The organism is Kitasatospora sp. NPDC004745 (genome assembly GCF_042873275.1).
GTDB lineage: Bacteria > Actinomycetota > Actinomycetes > Streptomycetales > Streptomycetaceae > Kitasatospora.
In genome coordinates this window covers 1-17,268 of sequence record NZ_JBIALK010000039.1, presented here as the reverse complement: position 1 = coordinate 17,268, position 17,268 = coordinate 1, and the positions used below count along the sequence as shown (strand labels likewise).

Annotated in this window: 17 protein-coding genes and 4 tRNA genes; 9 read left to right on the top strand and 12 right to left on the bottom strand. The window is 75.6% G+C overall.

What is annotated here, in order from left to right; genetic code table 11:
• Positions 1 to 18: 18 nt before the first annotated feature.
• The 5 genes from ACFYUY_RS37195 to ACFYUY_RS37175 all read right to left on the bottom strand — a co-directional run bounded on the left by ACFYUY_RS37195 (position 19) and on the right by ACFYUY_RS37175 (position 5,001).
• A complete protein-coding gene (locus ACFYUY_RS37195; RefSeq protein ID WP_360222531.1) occupies positions 19 to 819 on the bottom strand; it encodes a VOC family protein in 801 nt (266 codons plus the stop codon).
• A 246-nt stretch (positions 820 to 1,065) separates the two neighbouring features.
• Complete coding sequence (locus ACFYUY_RS37190; RefSeq protein ID WP_360222528.1) at positions 1,066 to 1,515, bottom strand: SRPBCC domain-containing protein; 450 nt, start codon at positions 1,513 to 1,515, stop codon at positions 1,066 to 1,068.
• A 133-nt stretch (positions 1,516 to 1,648) separates the two neighbouring features.
• Positions 1,649 to 3,442 (bottom strand): LCP family protein, encoded by a 1,794-nt coding sequence (locus ACFYUY_RS37185; RefSeq protein ID WP_360222525.1) that lies wholly within the window; start codon positions 3,440 to 3,442, stop codon positions 1,649 to 1,651.
• Between the two features lie 687 nt (positions 3,443 to 4,129).
• Positions 4,130 to 4,202: transfer RNA gene (locus ACFYUY_RS37180), tRNA-Lys, on the bottom strand.
• 37 nt (positions 4,203 to 4,239) lie between these two features.
• On the bottom strand, positions 4,240 to 5,001 hold the full coding sequence (locus ACFYUY_RS37175) for a DNA polymerase beta superfamily protein (protein ID WP_360222522.1): 762 nt from the start codon (positions 4,999 to 5,001) through the stop codon (positions 4,240 to 4,242).
• Positions 5,002 to 5,153: 152 nt separating this feature from the next.
• Between ACFYUY_RS37175 and ACFYUY_RS37170 the strand changes: the two genes are divergently transcribed.
• Positions 5,154 to 5,915 carry an SDR family oxidoreductase gene (locus tag ACFYUY_RS37170; protein ID WP_387907515.1) on the top strand — a complete coding sequence of 254 codons (762 nt, stop codon included), beginning with the start codon at positions 5,154 to 5,156 and terminating at the stop codon, positions 5,913 to 5,915.
• A gap of 83 nt (positions 5,916 to 5,998) precedes the next feature.
• Positions 5,999 to 6,694: a tyrosine-protein phosphatase gene (locus ACFYUY_RS37165; RefSeq protein WP_387907512.1), complete on the top strand. Its 696-nt coding sequence runs from the start codon at positions 5,999 to 6,001 to the stop codon at positions 6,692 to 6,694.
• A 111-nt stretch (positions 6,695 to 6,805) separates the two neighbouring features.
• Here the strand turns inward: ACFYUY_RS37165 and ACFYUY_RS37160 are convergent, their stop codons facing one another.
• Both ACFYUY_RS37160 and ACFYUY_RS37155 read right to left on the bottom strand, forming a co-directional pair.
• Positions 6,806 to 7,267 (bottom strand): RICIN domain-containing protein, encoded by a 462-nt coding sequence (locus ACFYUY_RS37160; RefSeq protein WP_387907509.1) that lies wholly within the window; start codon positions 7,265 to 7,267, stop codon positions 6,806 to 6,808.
• Entirely contained in the window at positions 7,260 to 8,426 is a 1,167-nt protein-coding gene (locus tag ACFYUY_RS37155) for a low temperature requirement protein A (protein WP_360222510.1), read from the bottom strand. The genes ACFYUY_RS37160 and ACFYUY_RS37155 overlap by 8 nt, the downstream gene beginning before the upstream one ends.
• A gap of 213 nt (positions 8,427 to 8,639) precedes the next feature.
• On the opposite strand from ACFYUY_RS37155, the gene ACFYUY_RS37150 reads away from it, so the two are divergent.
• Positions 8,640 to 9,734 (top strand): hypothetical protein, encoded by a 1,095-nt coding sequence (locus tag ACFYUY_RS37150; protein WP_387907506.1) that lies wholly within the window; start codon positions 8,640 to 8,642, stop codon positions 9,732 to 9,734.
• A gap of 196 nt (positions 9,735 to 9,930) precedes the next feature.
• A complete protein-coding gene (locus ACFYUY_RS37145; protein WP_363365641.1) occupies positions 9,931 to 10,266 on the top strand; it encodes a hypothetical protein in 336 nt (111 codons plus the stop codon).
• A gap of 67 nt (positions 10,267 to 10,333) precedes the next feature.
• Here ACFYUY_RS37145 and ACFYUY_RS37140 read toward each other — a convergent pair whose 3' ends face one another.
• Both ACFYUY_RS37140 and ACFYUY_RS37135 read right to left on the bottom strand, forming a co-directional pair.
• Positions 10,334 to 11,164, bottom strand: coding sequence for a TIGR02452 family protein (locus ACFYUY_RS37140; RefSeq protein WP_363365640.1), 831 nt, complete (start codon positions 11,162 to 11,164; stop codon positions 10,334 to 10,336).
• Positions 11,165 to 11,434: 270 nt separating this feature from the next.
• Complete coding sequence (locus ACFYUY_RS37135; RefSeq protein WP_387907502.1) at positions 11,435 to 13,753, bottom strand: DEAD/DEAH box helicase; 2,319 nt, start codon at positions 13,751 to 13,753, stop codon at positions 11,435 to 11,437.
• A 256-nt stretch (positions 13,754 to 14,009) separates the two neighbouring features.
• Here ACFYUY_RS37135 and ACFYUY_RS37130 point away from each other — a divergent pair, with 256 nt between their 5' ends.
• Entirely contained in the window at positions 14,010 to 14,504 is a 495-nt protein-coding gene (locus ACFYUY_RS37130) for a hypothetical protein (protein ID WP_387907500.1), read from the top strand.
• A gap of 502 nt (positions 14,505 to 15,006) precedes the next feature.
• Here ACFYUY_RS37130 and crcB (ACFYUY_RS37125) read toward each other — a convergent pair.
• From crcB (ACFYUY_RS37125) to crcB (ACFYUY_RS37115), 3 genes are read right to left on the bottom strand one after another with little or no spacing between them, the layout of a single operon-like run.
• Positions 15,007 to 15,381, bottom strand: a complete 375-nt coding sequence (gene crcB, locus ACFYUY_RS37125) for a fluoride efflux transporter CrcB (protein ID WP_387907498.1) — start codon at positions 15,379 to 15,381, stop codon at positions 15,007 to 15,009.
• Positions 15,378 to 15,728, bottom strand: a complete 351-nt coding sequence (locus tag ACFYUY_RS37120; protein ID WP_360220454.1) for a DUF190 domain-containing protein — start codon at positions 15,726 to 15,728, stop codon at positions 15,378 to 15,380. The genes crcB (ACFYUY_RS37125) and ACFYUY_RS37120 overlap by 4 nt, the downstream gene beginning before the upstream one ends.
• Positions 15,725 to 16,213 carry a fluoride efflux transporter CrcB gene (gene crcB / locus ACFYUY_RS37115; RefSeq protein WP_387907496.1) on the bottom strand — a complete coding sequence of 163 codons (489 nt, stop codon included), beginning with the start codon at positions 16,211 to 16,213 and terminating at the stop codon, positions 15,725 to 15,727. The genes ACFYUY_RS37120 and crcB (ACFYUY_RS37115) overlap by 4 nt, the downstream gene beginning before the upstream one ends.
• Positions 16,214 to 16,283: 70 nt before the next feature.
• Here crcB (ACFYUY_RS37115) and ACFYUY_RS37110 point away from each other — a divergent pair, with 70 nt between their 5' ends.
• The 4 genes from ACFYUY_RS37110 (at position 16,284) to ACFYUY_RS37095 (ending at position 17,053) form a co-directional block, all read left to right on the top strand.
• On the top strand, positions 16,284 to 16,625 hold the full coding sequence (locus ACFYUY_RS37110; protein WP_360220448.1) for a metallopeptidase family protein: 342 nt from the start codon (positions 16,284 to 16,286) through the stop codon (positions 16,623 to 16,625).
• A gap of 125 nt (positions 16,626 to 16,750) precedes the next feature.
• Positions 16,751 to 16,823 (top strand) — tRNA-Glu (locus ACFYUY_RS37105).
• Between the two features lie 55 nt (positions 16,824 to 16,878).
• A tRNA-Asp gene (locus tag ACFYUY_RS37100) sits at positions 16,879 to 16,952 on the top strand.
• 27 nt (positions 16,953 to 16,979) lie between these two features.
• A tRNA-Phe gene (locus ACFYUY_RS37095) sits at positions 16,980 to 17,053 on the top strand.
• Positions 17,054 to 17,268 lie beyond the last annotated feature (215 nt).

Sequence of the window (17,268 nt, the reverse complement as noted above, 5' to 3'; positions counted from 1 at the left end):
CGGGCGGCGTCGGCCGGATCAGGGCGAGTCGGGCATCTGCGCCTCGGCGGCCGCCGTCACCGCGAAGACCGCGCCCTGCGGGTCCGAGACCACGGCCATCCGGCCCGACTGCATGTCGAACGGCGGCTGGATCACCGCGCCGCCGGCCTTGACCAGGGCGTCGACGGTCGAGTCCACGTCGTCCACCGAGAAGTACGCCATCCAGTGCGAGGGCGTGCCCGTCGCCAGGTACCCGGCGACCGGCTGCATGCCGCCCACCGTGCGGTCGCCGACGTTCAGCGAGTAGTAGCCCTCCATGCCCTGGATGGTCGCCGGGCGCAGCCCGAGCGCCTGGTGGTAGAAGGCTCCGGCCAGGCCGGTGTCCGTGGTGTTGAGCTCGTTCCAGACCAGCGCTCCCGGCTCGTTGACCACGCCCGCGCCGATGAAGTCGACCTTCTGCCAGACGCCGAACACCGCGCCGGTCGGGTCGGCGGCGACCAGCATCCGGCCGACGGTGCCGACGTCCATCACCGGGTAGAGGATCGTGCCGCCGTGCTCGGAGATCGACCGGCTGCTCGCGTCGGCGTCGTCCGAGGCCAGGTAGGTGGTCCAGCCGACCGGCGGCAGCGGCTGGCCCTCGGGCGCGGACTGCGCCATGATCCCGGCGACCGGCTTGCCGTTGAGCGAGCACACGGAGTAGCCGCCGAACTCGGCCGGGCCGACCTCGCCCTGCCAGCCGAACAGGTCGCGGTAGAAGTCGAGCGCGGCCTGCTGGTCGCTCGCCATCAGATCGATCCAGCACGGGGTGCCGGGCTTGTACGGAGCGGTGACTACGGGCATTGCTGGGCCTCCCGGAGGCAGTGGTCGCCGGCGCGGTGGTCGTCGGGGCGGGCGGTCGTCGGGGCGGGCGGTCGTCGGGGCGGGCGGTCGTCGGGGCGGGCGGTCGTCGGGGCGGGCGGCCGTCTGCCGTCCGGTGCCGACCGTCCGCGCGAACGGCCGTACACGGCCACCATCGGCCCGCCACCGCGATCCCGCCACCGGACGGCGCCCTGCTGGGCGACCGGGCACGGAGCGACCACCGGGCGGTCACCCGGCGTCGTGCCGGGACGCCGTGACGAAGTACGGCTGCACCTTGCCGCTCTGCGCGTAGTCCTTGAGCCGGACCAGCAGTTCGGCCCAGGTGCCGGCGACCATCGGGACGCCCTCCTCGCTGCCCGGCTGCCAGCCGCCGTGCCGGAACAGCAGGCGGGTGCGGTCGGGCGCGTCGGGCTGGTCGGCGAGGTCCCAGCTGATCCAGGTGCCGGCCCAGTGCGGCGGGAAGGCGCCCGCGTTGGCCCACACCACCCGGTCGAGGTCGGCCCGCTCGCGGCGCAGCCGGAACGGCTCGGGCACCCCCGGGAAGTCGAACAGCAGGACGTCGCCCTCCCGGTCCACCGCCGTGGTCCACCAGCTGGTCAGCCCGTCGTGCGTGTTCAGCGCGGCGAGGACGACGGCCCGGGGCGCGGCGATGTCGAACTGCAGGGCGATCTCGGGCATCGGGTCCGCCTTTCGCTGGGCTGCGCGGCTCCCCCCGCCCCTCCTCCGGCCACCATGGCACGACCCCCGGGCCGACGCGCCCCGGAGGGCGCCGGCCCGGGGGTCGTTCCGGTGCGTCGCGGTGGGGCGGGCCTCAGCCGCCGCTGCCGTAGGTGGTGTTCGCGCAGATGTCGTCGTCCGCCGAGCGGGCGTCGTTGGTGACGGTGGTGGGCAGCGGCGCCGGGGTCGCCGGGGTGCCCGCGGCGGTGCCGCTCGCCGACGCGCCGGCCGCACCGGTGGCGGAGCCCGCGCCGTTGGCCGCGGCGAAGTCCTTGCCGACGATCACCGTCACGCCCGCCGAGTTGCCGGCCTCGACGCTGGCGCCCGGGAAGAGCGCGGCGACCTTGTCGGCGTTCGCCTTCTGCCCGGAGCCGTACTCGATCATGGTGGTCTTGTACTTGGTGCTCGCCGCCTGGCCGGCCGTGGTGGCCGTGAACTTGGCCGCCTTCAGCTGGTCGGTCGCCTTGCCGGCCAGGCCGTTGACGATCGTCCCGTTGTAGACCGCCACCTTGACCGTGGAGTTGCCGGCGTCGGCGGGCACCGGGGCGCTGGTGGGCGCGGCCGCCGGCGCCGAGGCTCCGGCGGAGGGGCTGGCCGCGGCGTCCGGCTGCTGGCCGGTGGCGTTCTGGCCGTCGATGGTCTGGTCGGCCTTGAGGGTGGCCCAGAGCTTGCCGGCGTCCGGCTGGACGAGGTCGATGTTGGCGTCCTGGGTGCGGTAACGCCACGGCGCCGTCACGAACTTGAGGTCGTGCATGTCGATGTTCTTCAGCGACAGGCCGAACGAGAGCAGCTTGTCCGCGGAGGACAGGCCCGGGTCGACGGTCAGCGACTTGGTCGCGGCGTCGGCGAGCGGCAGCAGGGTGGTGGGGCTCAGCCCCTCCTTCTTCATCTTGCTGGCCAGCGAGCTGAGGAAGGCCTGCTGGCGCTTCATCCGGCCGATGTCGGAGCCGTCGCCGATGCCGTGCCGCAGACGCACGTAGTCGAGCGCCTTCTGGCCCTGGACGGTCTGCTTGCCCGCCGGGAGGACGAGGTCGCCCTTCTTCTTCAGGTTCGGGTTGATGTCGCCCTCGTAGATCGCCTTCGGCAGGCAGACGTCGACGCCGTTGACGGCCGAGGTCATCGCGGAGAAGCCGTTGAAGTCGACCACCATGGTGTGGTCGACCCGGATGCCGGTGAGCTTCTCCACGGTGTTCTGGGTGCAGGCCGGGTTGCCGTCGTCGCTGCCGCCGGTGGAGAAGGCGGCGTTGAAGAGGTCGTTGCCGCCCTTGGTCCACTTGCCGTTGGGCAGCTTGCAGGGCGGTATCTGGACCATCGCGTTGCGGGGGATCGAGATGCCCACGGCGTGCTTGTGGTCGGCGTAGACGTGCAGCAGGATCGTGGTGTCCGAGCGGGCGCCGCCGTCCTCGCCGCCGCCGAGGTCCGCGTTGTTCTTGCCGCGGCTGTCCGAGCCGATCAGCAGCACGTTGACCGGCTTGTTGCCGTCCGCGTCGGCCTGCGCCTCCGGGGGGCGGTCGGTGGCGATGGCGTCGGCGTCGAAGGACTTGATGTTGGCGTTCAGCTTGAAGTAGATCGCGCCGCCGGCGCCCGCGATCAGCACCAGCACGCCGGCCGCCGACCAGGCGACGATCTTCTTCACGTTCTTCTTGGGCTTGCTGCTCTTGCGCGCCGCCGCCCGTCCGCCGCCGGCCGGTCCGTCCGGCTTGCCGCCCTTGCCGCCGTCCTTCCCGCCGTCCTTGCCGCCGCGGCCGCCGCCCTTGCCCTGAGCGGCCCGTCGGGCCTCCGCCCGGCCACCGGTGCGGGGCTGTGGCACGGCGCCGCCGCTCTCCGTGGTGAGCGCGCCGGGCGCGTCCTCGCCCCGGGCCGGGCCCTCGCCCCACTGACCTGACATGCGCGTACCTTTCACCGACGGAAGCGACGCCCCGGACGATCTGGCGCACCGCACACAGAGAGACGGTCGGGACCGCTCCCAGGTTGCACATACGAACGTAGGTACAAACCGACGAACGTGGCTTCCGATCATATTTAGGCCCGACGTGATCACCGACCTCCGGGCCACCACCAGCCCCGGGATCCGGCGTACAAGTGCCGGACAGAACCGTCGAAAACGCCCGATTCCGACGTGACCTACCCCACCCCCGGCCATGGCGCCGGACCACCCCCCGGATCCGTTGCCCGCCCTCGCCCGCTGCCGTGCGTCACCGGCCGGTCGCGGCCCGGTCACGGGCGGGGGCGGGGCGGGGGCGGGGCGGGGGCCGGGCGGCGCGGGGCGGCGGGCCGCGGGAGGGGTGCGGCGGGCCCGGGCCGGGTGCGCGCGGAGGTGGCGGGCGGCGTGCGGGACTCCGGGGCGCGGGTCCGAGCGCGGCACGGGTCCGCGTACGGCAGCCCGGATTCCGGGGCGCGGCCGGTCCGGATCGCATCCGGACGCCCGGTTCGGGCGCCGCGCACCCGCGGCACCACCGCACCGGTCCGCTGACGGAGCGTCAGCGCGAGCCCCGTGGCGCGCGAACGGCAGCGCCCCGGCCGAGTGGCTCGGCCGGGGCGCTGCACCGCAGGTCGGAGACGGTTCGCTCACGTGTGGGCCACCAGGGGCTCGAACCCTGAACCTACGGATTAAAAGTCCGCAGCTCTGCCAATTGAGCTAGTGGCCCGCGGCCCTGGTCCCGGCTGGGAAGGGCCACCGTGATCCTACCCGGTGGGGCCCAGGGCTCCGCCAGTGGATTGCGCGGGCGCGCCGGGTCCGCGGGGCCCTTCCGGGGGCGCGGTGTAGTGGGCGGCGCGCACCCGGCGGAGCCAGGATTCGGCCGGGCGCGGGTCGGGCGCGGCGGGCAGGACGCCGGGGCGGGCGAGGCGGTCGGCGGCGTCCGCGATCAAGGACTCGGCGACGGCGGGCCGCTCCGCGATGCGTTCGCCGAGGTCACGGACGTGCTCGGGATCGGTGAGGCGGACGGCGTTGTGGCCGGTCTCGTGCAGGAGGACGGCCTGGCCGACCAGCCGGACGAGGTGCCGGGCGTGCTTGGCGGCCCGGCGGCGGGCCTCCGGATCGGTGCCGTCGCGGGTCAGCAGCTTGCGGAACTGCTGGTCCGCGTAACCGAGATAGGCCTTCCGCACGGCCGGAGCGCTGAGGAAGCTCGAGCGGATCTCGACCAGTTCCGCACCGAGCGGCGTGCGCACCTCGTACAGCTCCTCCGGCAGCCAGACGAGCTCGGAGGCGGTCGGGTTGCAGGACAGGGCCAGCCGGCACCACTTGGCGGCCTCGTGCAGGGTGACGTCGGGCCCGGTGGTCACCTGCGACTCCGCCGGGCGGTGCAGGCCGTGCAACTCCTCGGTGGGCACGGCGAACAGCCCGAGCCGGTCGACGTCCGAGCCGGCGTGCGCGAAGCCGTACGCGGTGGAGCCCACGACGCCGGACAGCAGGACCGGGCCGGGGGCGGCGGGTGCGGCGGACATCGGCGGTCTCCTCTGGTCCGGGCCGGGGCCGGCCGGGGCGGAGCTGCGCCCTCGCCGCGACCGGTACCGCATCCTCCCCGGTCGGGGCGCGCCGGGCGAGCGAATTCCGGTCCGGGGCCCGCCCGGAGGGACCGGCGGGTAGCGTACCGACCATGTCGACCACCACCTCCGACGACGTCCTGATCATCACCGGCGCCGGTCGCGGCATCGGTGCCGCCACCGCCCTGCTGGCCGCCCGGCGCGGCTACCGGGTCTGCGTCAACTACCGTGCGGACGAGGCCTCGGCGGCCGCCGTGGTGGACTCCGTCCGGGCCGCGGGCGGCACCGCGATCGCCGTCCGGGCCGACGTCAGCCGGACCGCCGAGGTGGAGCGGCTGTTCGCCACCGTGGACGCCGAACTCGGCCCGCTCACCGGCCTGGTGAACAACGCGGGCACCCTGGAGCGGCAGTCCCGGCTGGAGGACATCGACGAGGACCGGCTGAACCGCATCTGGGCCGCCAACATCACCGGCCCGTTCCTGTGCTCCGCCCAGGCCGTCCGCCGGATGTCCACCCGGCACGGCGGCCGCGGCGGCGCCATCGTCAACGTCTCCTCGGCCGCCTCCCGGCTGGGCTCGCCCAACGAGTACGTCGACTACGCGGCCGCCAAGGGCGCCGTCGACTCGATGACCCGCGGCCTCGCCCTGGAGGTGGCCGCCGAGGGCATCCGGGTCAACGCCGTCCGCCCCGGGCTCATCCACACCGACATCCACGCCCTCGGCGGCGAGCCCGGCCGGGTCGACCGGGTCGCCCCCGGACTCCCGATGCGGCGCGGCGGGCGGGCGGAGGAGGTCGCCGAGGCCGTCCTCTTCCTGCTCTCCCCGGCCGCCTCGTACACCACCGGCGCGTTCCTGGAGGTCTCCGGCGGCCGGTGACCGCTGCGGCGTCCCCGGCGGACGCCGAAAGGCCCCCTCCGGTTTCCTTCCGCCGACCCGCCCGCCGCCCGTACGGTGATGCCATGACCGACGCCTTCATCGACATCCCCGGTGTGCGCAACTTCCGTGACGCGGGCGGGATCGGCGCCCTCCGCCGGGGCGTGCTCTACCGCTCCGGCTCCTTCCACGACCTCACCGAGGAGGGCGCGCGGCGCCTCAAGGCCCTCGGTCTGCGCACCGTCCTCGACCTGCGCAGCCCGTTCGAGCTGGAGGTCTGGCCGGACCTGCGGCACGGGCTCGACCACGAGACCCTCAACCTGCCGACCCTGCCCGCCAACCGCGAGGACGTCGACCAGCCCTGGCCGGAGGACCAGGCCTCGCTCTACCCCTTCATGGCCGGGACGGCCGGCCCCTCGCTCGTCGCCGTGGTCCGCCACCTGGCCGCCCCCGGCACGCTGCCCGCCGTCGTCCACTGCGCCGTCGGCAAGGACCGCACCGGGCTGACCATCGCCGTCCTGCAGTCGCTGCTCGGCGCCTCCGAGGAGGAGATCACCACCGACTACCTGCGCTCCAACGTCGGACTCGGCCTCGACCAGGGCCCCCAGCCGTACGTCGACGAGACCGGCGCCGAACGCACCTCGCGCCCGATCAGCGCCGCGCTGCTCGACTCCGCCCTCTCCTGGATCACCGGCCGGCACGGCTCCGTCCCCGACTACCTGCGGGCCCACGGCGTGACCGACGAGGAGCTGACCGCGCTGCACGCCAACCTGTCGGGCTGAGCCCCGGCGGGCACGGCACGCGGCACCGGCGGCGGCCCGGCCCGGCGGCACTCCGGCCCGGGCAGCACCGAGCCGGGCAGCACCGAGCCGGGCAGCACCGGCCCGCGGCCCTCAGTCCCGGCGCTCGAAGCGCCACCACTGGGTGGGCGAGTCGACGTCCTCCCACTGGTGGACGGCCCGGTCGGGGGCCGGGGCGGCGGTGAGCGGCTTGCCGCTGATGAAGCTGGTGATCGTGTAGGTGCCGGGGTCGTCCACGTGGGCCTCCAGCAGCCACTCCTGGGCGCCGAAGGCGTTCGCCGACCACTGCTGGACGGGCACGCCGTCCTCGACGGAGGCGCCGGTGACGTCGAGGCGCTTGCCGCTGCCCGCGTTCTCCAGGTGGCGCAGCGCCCCGCCGGGGTGCACGGCGGTCAGCTGCCAGAGCTGGGCGTCGGAGCCGTCGTCGGCGCCCTGGCGGACCCGGGCGCCGCTGCGGCGACTGCCGTCGGCCACCTCGAGCAGCAGACCGCTGCCGACGTTGCGGATCAGGTAGCGGCCGTCGGTGATCGCGGTCTCGCGCGCGCTGTCAGTCACGCTCGAAGTGTGCCACCGGGGACTGACGGAGCTCGTACCCGAAGACCGCGGCGAGCACGGCGGCGGTGGCCGCGACCTGGACGAGCGCGGAGACCTCGGTGCCGAGCGGAACGGCGGCCACCACCAGGGCGGCGCCGGCCAGGCGCGGGGCGTTGGGCCGCAGGCCGAAGAAGCGGCGGACGGCGGTGTTGACCACCAGGTAGAGCGCGGTGCCGCCGGCCAGCGAGGCGGCCTGCGGGAGGCTCACCGGGGCCACCGGGTGGGCGACCGCGGACTTCACCCCGGCGGCGAACAGCAGCACGCCGAGCAGCAGGCCGAAGTGGCCGAGGTTGTAGACGGTGACCGCGGCCCGGTTGCGCTCGGCCGAGGGCAGCGCGGCCATGTGGTGCTCGGCGCGGGCGTCGTCGTCGTGCCCGAAGTACGCCCACCACAGGCCCACGCAGACGCTGAGGCTGAGCAGGGCGACGGCGATCAGCCCCGGGCCGAGGTCCGTGCTGCCGGCGCCGACGCCGATGGCGATCACCGACTCGCCGAAGGCGATGATCACGATCAGCCCGTGGCGCTCCACGAAGTGGTCGGCCCGCAGCCGGAACTCCGGCAGCCCGGCGAGCCGCGGGGTGACGAACTGCAGCGCGAAGGCCGCCGCCCAGAAGGCGAGTTGGACCGTGCCGGTGAGGTAGCCGCCGGTCACCACCAGGGCCCCGCCGACCAGGTTGGCCCCGCCCATCCGCAGCACCGGGGCGAGCGCCACCCCGGCGGCCGCGAACATCCCGGTGTGCACCGCGACCACCACCAGGTACGCCCAGCCGAAGGCGGCGCCGCTGCCCTCGAAGGCGTGCGGGACGGCCAGCGAGATGACCAGGAACGCGGCCATCGCCAACAGCAGCAGACCGCGCCGGCCGTGGGTGCGCGGCGGCATCGCGTTGGTGAGCCAGATGAAGGCGTCGTACATCCACCAGATGACCGCCAGCATCACCAGCACCTGCGCGAACCCACCGGGGGTGAGGTGGTGGACGAGGCTGCCGGTGAGCTGGGTGATGGTGAAGACGAAGACGAGGTCGAGGAAGAGCTCGAGCGGGGCCACCTTCAGGGCCGGCTCGGCCGCGGAGGCCGGGCGGGCCGTCACGCGGCGGGAGTCGAGGGCACGGGACGCGGTCACCGCGCGAGTATGCGGTACGGCGGCGGTGCCGCGCGGGGTTTTCCACCGAGCGGGCACCGGCACCCGCGGGAGTACCCGGCGGGGCCCCGGCCGTCGGGCGTCCGGGGCCCGCCACCCGGGGCGGCGACCGGGGGCGGCGACCGGCAGGGCACCGCCCGGAGGACCGGGTACCCGACGCCGCGGCGCGCCGCGCCGCCGCCTATGCTGCGGCGAATGTCCTTCGAGCAGATTCCGCCGCACCGTCAGCAACCCGCCCTCCTGGAGGCGGTGGCCGAGTTGGAGGCGGTGACCGCCGCCGGGGACGACGAGGGCTTCGGCCCCGCGCTGGGCCGGGTGGGCGGGCTGTTCGGGTCGGCCGGGCCGGCCGAGGTGGCCGCGGCCGGGCCCCGGCTGGCCGCGCTGCTGCCGGACGCCCCGCCGTTCCCCCGGGCCCACCTGGCGATGGTGGTGGGCGCCTGCGTGGAGAACGGCGCCGATCCCCTGGCCTGCGCCGGCCCGGTGCTGGCGGGCCTGCGCGGGGCGCTGGGCGGCGCGCAGCGGCTGGTGCGGCGGTGGGAGGAGACCGGCGGCGGCCCGCTGCCGGATCCGGAGGCGGACGATCCGTCCGAGGCGCACGACCGGATCGAGCACCGGGAGCACCTGGACGCCTGGCACGCCCACCTGGCCGTGGTCGGCTGGTGGACGCTGCACCTCTGGCAGCAGGCCGCCTGGGCGGTGTACGCGCACGCGGCGGTACGGACCGAGGCGCGGGCCTCGGGCGTCACCGGAGTGCTGCTGGAGCTGTTCGGCCGGTACTCCGGCGGGCAGCACGAGTTCAAGGGCCTGGCCCACCTGGCGCTGGTCCTCGACGACGAGCCGCTGCTGGTCCTGCACCGCCCCACCGGCGCCGGCTTCCTGCTGCGGATGGACGGGCTGAGCGACACCTTCCAGCTGCACACCCTGCTGGCCGACGTGCTGGTCGGCGGCGGCCACCTGCCCGGCCCCCGACCGGACCCGGAGGTGGCGGCGCTGGCCCGCACCGCCGTCCTGGACGGTCGCCGGGTGATCGCGACCGGCGCGTTCAACCTCGTCGCCCCGGACGGCTCGTGGCTCTGGAACGAGGGCACGCCGAGCGACGTCCCGGTGGTGGACGGCGTGCGCACCCTGGTGCTGGACCCGCTGCCCTACGAGCGCAGCTGGTCGGCCGGGCGGTTCATCCAGGAGCTCCCGGGGGACCTCCGGCTGGAACGGGTGCTGCCCCCGGCGGAGGCCGCGCGGCTGCTGGCCCGGACCGCCCCGGCGCAGTCGGCGGAGCAGGCGTTCCGGTAGCGGCGGGCCCCGCTCCCCGGGCCCGGACCCACTCCGGGGCCCGAAACGGGGCAGGGCAGGACAGGACCGGACGGGACCGGACGGGACGGGACGGGACGGGAGCGCGGAACGGCCGGGCGAGGGGCGGGATACGGCCGGGTTAGGGTCGGGAGGCGGAACAGGAAGTCGGAACAGCCCCTACGAGTGGAGTCCCCCCATGGCGAAGGTCCCGAACGTGCTCGTCTCCGCCGCGCCCGCCGCGCTGACCGCGGCGAGCGGCCTGGTCGGCGGCTACGGCGTCGCCCGCTGGAGCGGCCGGCGCGAGCTGGGCGGCGCGGTACTGGCGGCCGCCGGTGCCGGGGCGGCCGCGCAGTGGCGCCGCAGCTCGGGCCCGGCCACCGCGGCGGCGCTGACCGGCCTGTACGTGGCGGCCTTCGGCGGCTCCCACCCGCTGGCGAAGAAGATCGGTGCCTGGCCGTCCGTCCTCGCCGTCACCGCCGTGGTCGCGGCGGCCTCGACGGCCGCCACGGCGCTCTCCGCCCGCCGCCGCTAGGGTCCGGCCCCCGGGCGGCGCGGGCCCGCGGGGGTCACAGACCGGGGGGGGCGGCGCGCGGCGGGCGTCATCGCACCGCCGCGCCGAACCGCTCCGCGAAGGCGGCCCGGTTCGCCGAGACCGGTGAGCGGTCCCAGACCGCGAACACCACCCGCTCGAAGGCCGCCCCGTACCGGGCCAGCGCGCCCTCGAAGGCCTCGGCGACCTGCGCCGGGTCGTTGCGGAACACCCCGCAGCCCCAGGCCCCGAGCACCAGCGTGCGGACCTCGTGCCGGGCCGCCGCCGCGAGCACCCGGACGGCCCGCTCGGCGAGCACGCCGCGGACGTCCACGCCGGCCGAACGCCGCTCCAGCTGGCCGGCGTTGGGCGCGGGCGAGGTCAGGAAGGTGACCGGGTAGGGCCGGGCCAGCAGCTCGCCGCGCCCGTCCCGGATCACCGGGACCGCGGGCGAGACGATCACCCGGTGGCTGTACCGCAGGTCGGTCGAGGCCCGGTGCGCCTCGTAGTAGTCGGGCGCCTCCAGCAGGCAGGTGTATAGCAGCGCGCTGCGGCACAGGTCCTCCTCCTGGGCGCGGGCGCCGCGCAGGTAGCCGCCGCCGGGGTTGCGCGCGGAGGCGAAGTTGAGGACCCCGACCGGGCCGGCCCCGCCCTCGACCAGGCGCCGGGCGGCCTCGATGCTGCCCTCGGCGGTGACCTCCACCGCCCCGCGCGGCCCCGGCCCCGGATCGCCGGCGCGCAGCAGCGCGGCCAGCCCCTCCGGCGGGTACGACACCGTCCCGGCCCGGGCCGCCGCCAACTGCTCCCCCACCGACACGGGTTCGCCCCCGGACGCCCGGTAGCTCCCCCGCTCGGCGATCTCCTCGTTCCTCCGTGCCACGTCGTGCAGTCTGCTGCTCATGGCCGCGACGCTACGGGACTTCCGCCACTCCGCGCCACAGGTTATTCTCACTCGCAGAACAACACCTCCGGGGGCACGAGGGAGGTGTCGGGGGTACCGGGGGGTGTCCGGGGGGGGGACCGGGGGAACGCGAAGGGCCCGCTCCAGTGCATGGAGCGGGCCCTTCGTGCGTTCCTCCCGGCCGGGGCCGGCCGGCACGGGCGTCCTGCGCCCGGCCCGGCCGGCCTCAGCCGCGGCCGTCACCGGTGGCGGACCACCGGCCGTACGGCGTCAGTTCTTCCAGCGCGGCTTGCGGTCGTCGCGGTTGAAGCCGCCGCGGTCGCGGTCGAAGCCACCCGAACGGGCGCCGCGGTCGTCACGGTCCCGGCCGCCGAAGCCGCCGGAGGCCTGCGGGCGGCCACCGGAGCGGTGGTCGTCCCGGCGGGCGAACGGACGGCTGCTGGCGCCGCGCTCGTCGCGGTCACGGCCGAAGGCCGGACGGTCGCCGAAGGAGCGGGCCGGACGGTCGCCGAAGGAGCGGCCGCCACGGTCGTCACGGTCACGGTTGAAGCCACCGCGGTCACGGTCGAAGCCGCCGGAGCGGGCCGGACGGTCGCCGAAGGAGCGGCCGCCACGGTCGTCACGGTCACGGTTGAAGCCACCGGAGCGACGGTCGTCACGGTCGAAGCCACCCGAACGGGCGCCGCGGTCGTCACGGTCACGGCCGCCGAAGCCGGCGCGGTCGCGGTCGAAGCCACCGGAGCGGCGGTCGTCGCGGTCGCGGCCGCCGAAGCCGCCGGAGCGACGGTCGTCACGGTCGCGGTCGAAGCCGCCGGAGCGACGGTCGTCGCGGTCGCGGCCGCCGAAGCCGCCCGAACGACGGTCGTCACGGTCACGGCCGCCGAAGCCGCCCGAACGACGGTCGTCACGGTCACGGTCGCGGTCGCGGCCGAAGGCCGGACGCTCGGTGCGCGCCTCGCGGTACGACGGGGTGCGCTCCTCGGCCTGCGGCGCGGCGGCCGCGGCGGTCGCCTCGGCGGCCGGGGCCTCCGCGGCGGCGTCGTCGCCGGCCTCGGCGGCCGGGGCCTCGTCCACGATGCCCAGGTCGGCGCGCTCGCGGGCGGCGCGGGCGGCCAGGCGGTCGGCCTCCTCGCGCAGCTCGGTGGCGCGGCGCTGCGCGCGCTCCAGCTGGCGGGTCATGTCGGCGAGCTCGCGCTCGGCGGCACCGGCGATGTTGGCGGCGCTCTCGGCCTGGACCTCGGTGAGCGAGCGGGCGCCGGTGATCTTGGCGACCTCGGCGTCGAAGGCGTGGTCCAGGATGTGGCGGCTGGCGTCGACGCCCGCGTCCTCCATCAGGCGGAAGACGCCGCGGCGCTGGTGCGGCAGCACCAGGGTGACGACGGCGCCGGAGCGGCCGGCGCGGGCGGTGCGGCCGGAGCGGTGCAGGTAGTCCTTGTGGTCGCCGGCCGGGTCCACGTTGAGGACCAGGTCGATGCCGTCGACGTGGATGCCGCGGGCGGCGACGTCGGTGGCGACGACGACGTTGACGTAGCCGTCCTTGAAGTCGCCGAGGACGCGGGTGCGGGCGCCCTGGGTCATGCCGCCGTGCAGCGCGTCGGCCTTCACGCCGGCCTCGATGAGCTGCTCGGCGACGCGGTCGGCGCCCATCTGGGTGCGGACGAAGATGATCGTGCGGCCCTTGCGGGCGGCGATCGCGTTGGTGATCGGCGCCTTGTCCTTGGGCTTCACCACGAGGATGTGGTGGGTCATGGTGGTGACGGCGCCGGCCGACGGGTCGACCTCGTGGGTGACCGGGTTCTTCAGGTAGCGCTTCACCAGGGTGTCGATCTCGTTCTCCAGGGTGGCGGAGAACAGCAGGCGCTGGCCGCCGGCCGGCACCTGGTCGAGGATCTCGGTGACCTCGGGCAGGAAGCCCATGTCGGCCATCTGGTCGGCCTCGTCGAGCACGACGGTCTGGACGTCGTCCAGCTTGGCCGAGCCGCGGTTCAGCAGGTCGCGCAGGCGGCCCGGGGTGGCGACCAGGATGTCGACGCCGCGCTCCAGCGCGTAGATCTGGTTCGACATCGAGGTACCGCCGCAGACGACCTTGAGACGCAGGCCGAGCACCGAGCCGAAGGGCTCCAGGGCGTCGGCGACCTGCATGGCCAGCTCGCGGGTCGGGACCAGGATCAGGCCGCGCGGGTGCTTGGCGCGGGTGCGCTCGCCGTCGGCGAGGCGGGTCAGCAGCGGCAGGCCGAAGCTGAGGGTCTTGCCGGAGCCGGTGCGGCCGCGGCCCAGCACGTCCTTGCCGGCCAGGGCGTCCGGGATGGTCGCGGCCTGGATCGGGAAGGGGGTGGTGACGCCGCGCTTGGCGAGGGCGCGCACGACGTCGTCGTGCAGGCCCAGGTCGCCGAAGGTGATGGTGGGCTCGGCGGCCTCGGCGGTGTCGTCCGCGTCGGTGGCGTCCGAGTCGGCGTCGGCGATCCCGGCGTCGATCAGCTCGACGTCGGCGAGGTCGACGACCTCGGTGGTGGTGTCGTTGGTGTCGGTGACATCGGCGGCGGACTCGCTTGCGGGCATGGCGAAGCGGGCGTCGTCAACGAGAGACATGCAAAACCTTCCGGAAGTGGCACGCGCCAAAGTCCGGGGTTCTGTTTCACAACCGCCTCTATGCGGTCAGCCACGGATCGCCGGAACGCGCCAAGGGCGCCAGATGGAAATAGGGCGCCAGTCAAATGGATCAAACGAACGATCTACCACCATAGAGGAACCTCGGGATCAGAGGCAAATGCCCTGGCCAGCTCGCTAATGCCCACCCGCGCGCGGGCTCGGGGCCGAGGAACCGGAGTTACCCGCAGAGGGCTCCGTGGCCGGTGGGGCGGTGGTGGCGGGTGCGCTGTGCTCGGGCTCGGGGGACGTCGACGGGTGGCTGCTCGGCGTCGCCGACGGCGTGCCCGCCGCACCCCCGCCACCGTGCCCGTCACCGGTGCCGCCCGTCCCGCCGGAGCCGCCCGGGCCAGCGGTGGTGCCGCTGCCGGCCGCCCCGCCGGGGCCGGCCGTCGAACCGCCCGTACGGGGCGCGGGGCTGGCGCTCACGCCGCCCGCCGCACCGTTCACGCCGGTCGCACCCGGCGCGGTGTCCATGGCGGGCGCCGCCGGGACCGGGACCACGCCGGCGGCCGCGCCGGTCACGCCCGGCGCCACCTCGCCCGCCACGGCGGCCGTGGCCCCGCTCGGCGCACTCTCTCCCGGCGAGCTCCCCGGGCGCTCCGGGCGCCCCGACACGCCCCCCGGGTGCCCGGCGCCGGGCGAGGCCGACGGCCCGCCCGTCGCCCCCGGCCTCCCGGCCGGACCGGCCTGACCGACCGGCGCCACACCGTGCTTCTCCTCCGTCGCCCCGCCCGGGCCCACCGACATGCAACCCGTCAGCCCCAGCCCGGCCACCGCCAGCACCGCCGCGGCCCGCACCCCGCCCGACCGCCGGACCACCGCGCCCGGCACCGCCCGCCCCGCCGCCAGCTCCCGCAGCGGGGCCGCGCCCCGCGCCGGAGCCACCCGCGCCGTCCCCGCACGCACCGCCGCCCGAACCGCCCGCACCGAAGCCACCGCACTCACTCTCCACCGCCCCGCCCGGGCCGCCCACTGCCGCGCGGCCGCTTCCGGTGCCCAACGCGCACCCGCCCCGGCGGGACACGGGCGGCACGCCAGGAAGCCCCCGGGCGGGCCCTGCGGGGCGCGTGGGGCCAGCGGGGCCCCGCGGGGACCGGGACGGGGCCGGAGGCGCGCCGGGGCGGCCTGCAGGGCCTCCGGAGCGCCGGGGCCCGCACGGCCCCGCCACGGCGGGCCTCCCGGGCCCGGCCGGATCAGCCCCAGAGCGCCGAGGCCAGCCCCGCCCCCGCGTACACCGCGGCCAGGCCCACCGCCAGGCTCCCCGCCGCGTTCGCCAGCGCGTACCGCCCGGAGCCGGTCTCCACCAGCCGCAACGTCTCGTACGAGAACGTCGAGTAGGTCGTCAGCGCCCCGCACAGCCCCGTCCCCAGCAGCAGCTGGACCTGCGAGGACGCCGCCCCCGCCGCCACCGCCCCGGTCACCAGGCCCAGCACCAGGCAGCCGACCGCGTTCACCGTGAACGTCCCCCACGGGAACACCGAGTCGTGCCGGGCCTGGACCACGCGGTCCGTCAGGTACCGCAGCGGCGCGCCGACCACCGCGCCCGCCACCACCAGCAGCCAGTTCACCCCGCCGCCCCCTCCCGCCCCACGTAGCGCACCACCTCGCAGCGGTCGAGCACTACCAGCCCCTCCGCGACCAGCCCGTCCAGCTGCGGCAGGAACGCCCGCACCCGCTCCTCCTCGTCCACGATCACCACCGCCACCGGCAGGTCCTCGCTCAGCGACAGCAGCCGCGCCGTGTGCACCAGCGACGACGCCCCGAAGCCCTCGATCCCCCGGAACACGCTCGCCCCGGCCAGCCCGGCGGCCCGCGCGCGGTGCACGATCTCGCTGTACAGCGGCCGGTGGTGCCAGTGGTCGTTCTCACCCACCAGGACGGTCAGCCGCAGCGCCGGCCCGCTCAGCCCGCTCACCGCGCGCCCCCTCGGCGGATCAGACGGCGCGTCACGCCGGCCGCCGCCCACACCGCACCGAGCGCGGCCACCAGGGTCAGCCCCAGGTACGTCAGGCCGAGTCCGAGCCGCCCCGCCTCCAGCAGCCGCCGGACGTCCACCGCGTAGGTCGAGAAGGTCGTGAACCCGCCCAGCACCCCGGTGCCGAAGAACGGCCGCAGCAGCGGGTGCACCGGACGCCCCTCGGTCACGGTCACCAGGAAGACCCCGATCACCGCGCAACCGACCACGTTGACCAGCAGCGTCGTCCACGGGAACGCCGTCGGGCCGTCGGGCCGGAGCAGCCCGGCCGCGTACCGCGCCAGGGCCCCGATCGCCCCGCCCGCCGCGACCACCGCCACCGCGGGCCCCTGCCCGCGCAGCACCGGAGGCCGCCCGCGCTCCGCCGCGCCGCCCCGCGGCCTGGCGCGCGCCGGGCCGTCCACCGTGCCGTCCGAGGTCGCCATGGGCCCATCAAACACCGGCTCACGCCACCTGGCACACCGTCACCCCAGACCCGACAATGATCCGGTGGAGATGACCCGGGAAGAGTTCGAGACGCTGGTCAGCGACGCCCTCGACCAGATTCCCCCGCAGCTCGCGGCCATGATGGACAACGTCGCCGTCTTCGTCGAGGACGAACCGGACGCCTCCGACCCGGAGCTCCTCGGCCTCTACGAGGGCACCCCGCTCACCGAGCGCGGCGAGTGGTACGCCGGCGTCCTGCCCGACCGGATCATCATCTACCGCGGCCCCACCCTCCGGCACTGCGAGACCCACGAGCAGGTCGTCGAGGAGGTGCGCACCACGGTGATCCACGAGGTCGCCCACCACTTCGGCTTCGACGACCACGAACTCGACGAGCTCGGCTGGTCCTGACCGGCTCCCCGCCCGCCCCGGACCGCCCCCGACCCGACCGGCCGAAACCCGTTTTGGCGATCCGCCCGGCATCCCATATGCTTCTCGACGTCCCCGAGCGCTGGAAACAGCGGGACAGGCCGCAAGCCCTCATCGTCTAGTGGCCCAGGACGCCGCCCTTTCAAGGCGGTAGCACGGGTTCGAATCCCGTTGGGGGCACGCAGTACCGTAGTAAAGTGCAGTGACGCAAGACCTGAGTGGGAAACCACTTCTAGGTCCCGTGGAGCAGTTGGTTAGCTCGCCACCCTGTCAAGGTGGAGGTCGCGGGTTCAAGTCCCGTCGGGATCGCTCGTCTCGCAAGAGACGGTGCAGTACGGCCAGGTAGCTCAGTTGGTACGAGCGTCCGCCTGAAAAGCGGAAGGTCGCCGGTTCGACCCCGGCCCTGGCCACAGAAGGAAGGCCCTGGAGAGTCCACTCTCCGGGGCCTTCCGCATGCCCGCCCACGACCCGCCCGGCGGGGATGCGCGGACGTGACGGAGGTCACGGCCCCGGGGGGGGGGGGCCGGGGCCCCCGCCGCCCCCCCCCGGGCCCCCCCCGGGGGGCCCCCCCGCCGGGGGGGCGCCCCCCCGCCCCCCCCCCCCCCCCCCCCCCCCCCCCGGGGTG

Excerpts from the sequence above, each read along its gene's own strand:
- ACFYUY_RS37195 (WP_360222531.1), bottom strand. The coding sequence starts at position 819 with ATGCCCGTAGTCACCGCTCCGTACAAGCCCGGCACCCCGTGCTGGATC.
- ACFYUY_RS37190 (WP_360222528.1), bottom strand. The coding sequence starts at position 1,515 with ATGCCCGAGATCGCCCTGCAGTTCGACATCGCCGCGCCCCGGGCCGTC.
- ACFYUY_RS37185 (WP_360222525.1), bottom strand. The coding sequence starts at position 3,442 with ATGTCAGGTCAGTGGGGCGAGGGCCCGGCCCGGGGCGAGGACGCGCCC.
- ACFYUY_RS37175 (WP_360222522.1), bottom strand. The coding sequence starts at position 5,001 with ATGTCCGCCGCACCCGCCGCCCCCGGCCCGGTCCTGCTGTCCGGCGTC.
- ACFYUY_RS37170 (WP_387907515.1), top strand. The coding sequence starts at position 5,154 with ATGTCGACCACCACCTCCGACGACGTCCTGATCATCACCGGCGCCGGT.
- ACFYUY_RS37165 (WP_387907512.1), top strand. The coding sequence starts at position 5,999 with ATGACCGACGCCTTCATCGACATCCCCGGTGTGCGCAACTTCCGTGAC.
- ACFYUY_RS37150 (WP_387907506.1), top strand. The coding sequence starts at position 8,640 with ATGTCCTTCGAGCAGATTCCGCCGCACCGTCAGCAACCCGCCCTCCTG.
- ACFYUY_RS37145 (WP_363365641.1), top strand. The coding sequence starts at position 9,931 with ATGGCGAAGGTCCCGAACGTGCTCGTCTCCGCCGCGCCCGCCGCGCTG.
- ACFYUY_RS37140 (WP_363365640.1), bottom strand. The coding sequence starts at position 11,164 with ATGAGCAGCAGACTGCACGACGTGGCACGGAGGAACGAGGAGATCGCC.
- ACFYUY_RS37135 (WP_387907502.1), bottom strand. The coding sequence starts at position 13,753 with ATGTCTCTCGTTGACGACGCCCGCTTCGCCATGCCCGCAAGCGAGTCC.
- crcB (WP_387907496.1), bottom strand. The coding sequence starts at position 16,213 with ATGGCGACCTCGGACGGCACGGTGGACGGCCCGGCGCGCGCCAGGCCG.
- ACFYUY_RS37110 (WP_360220448.1), top strand. The coding sequence starts at position 16,284 with ATGACCCGGGAAGAGTTCGAGACGCTGGTCAGCGACGCCCTCGACCAG.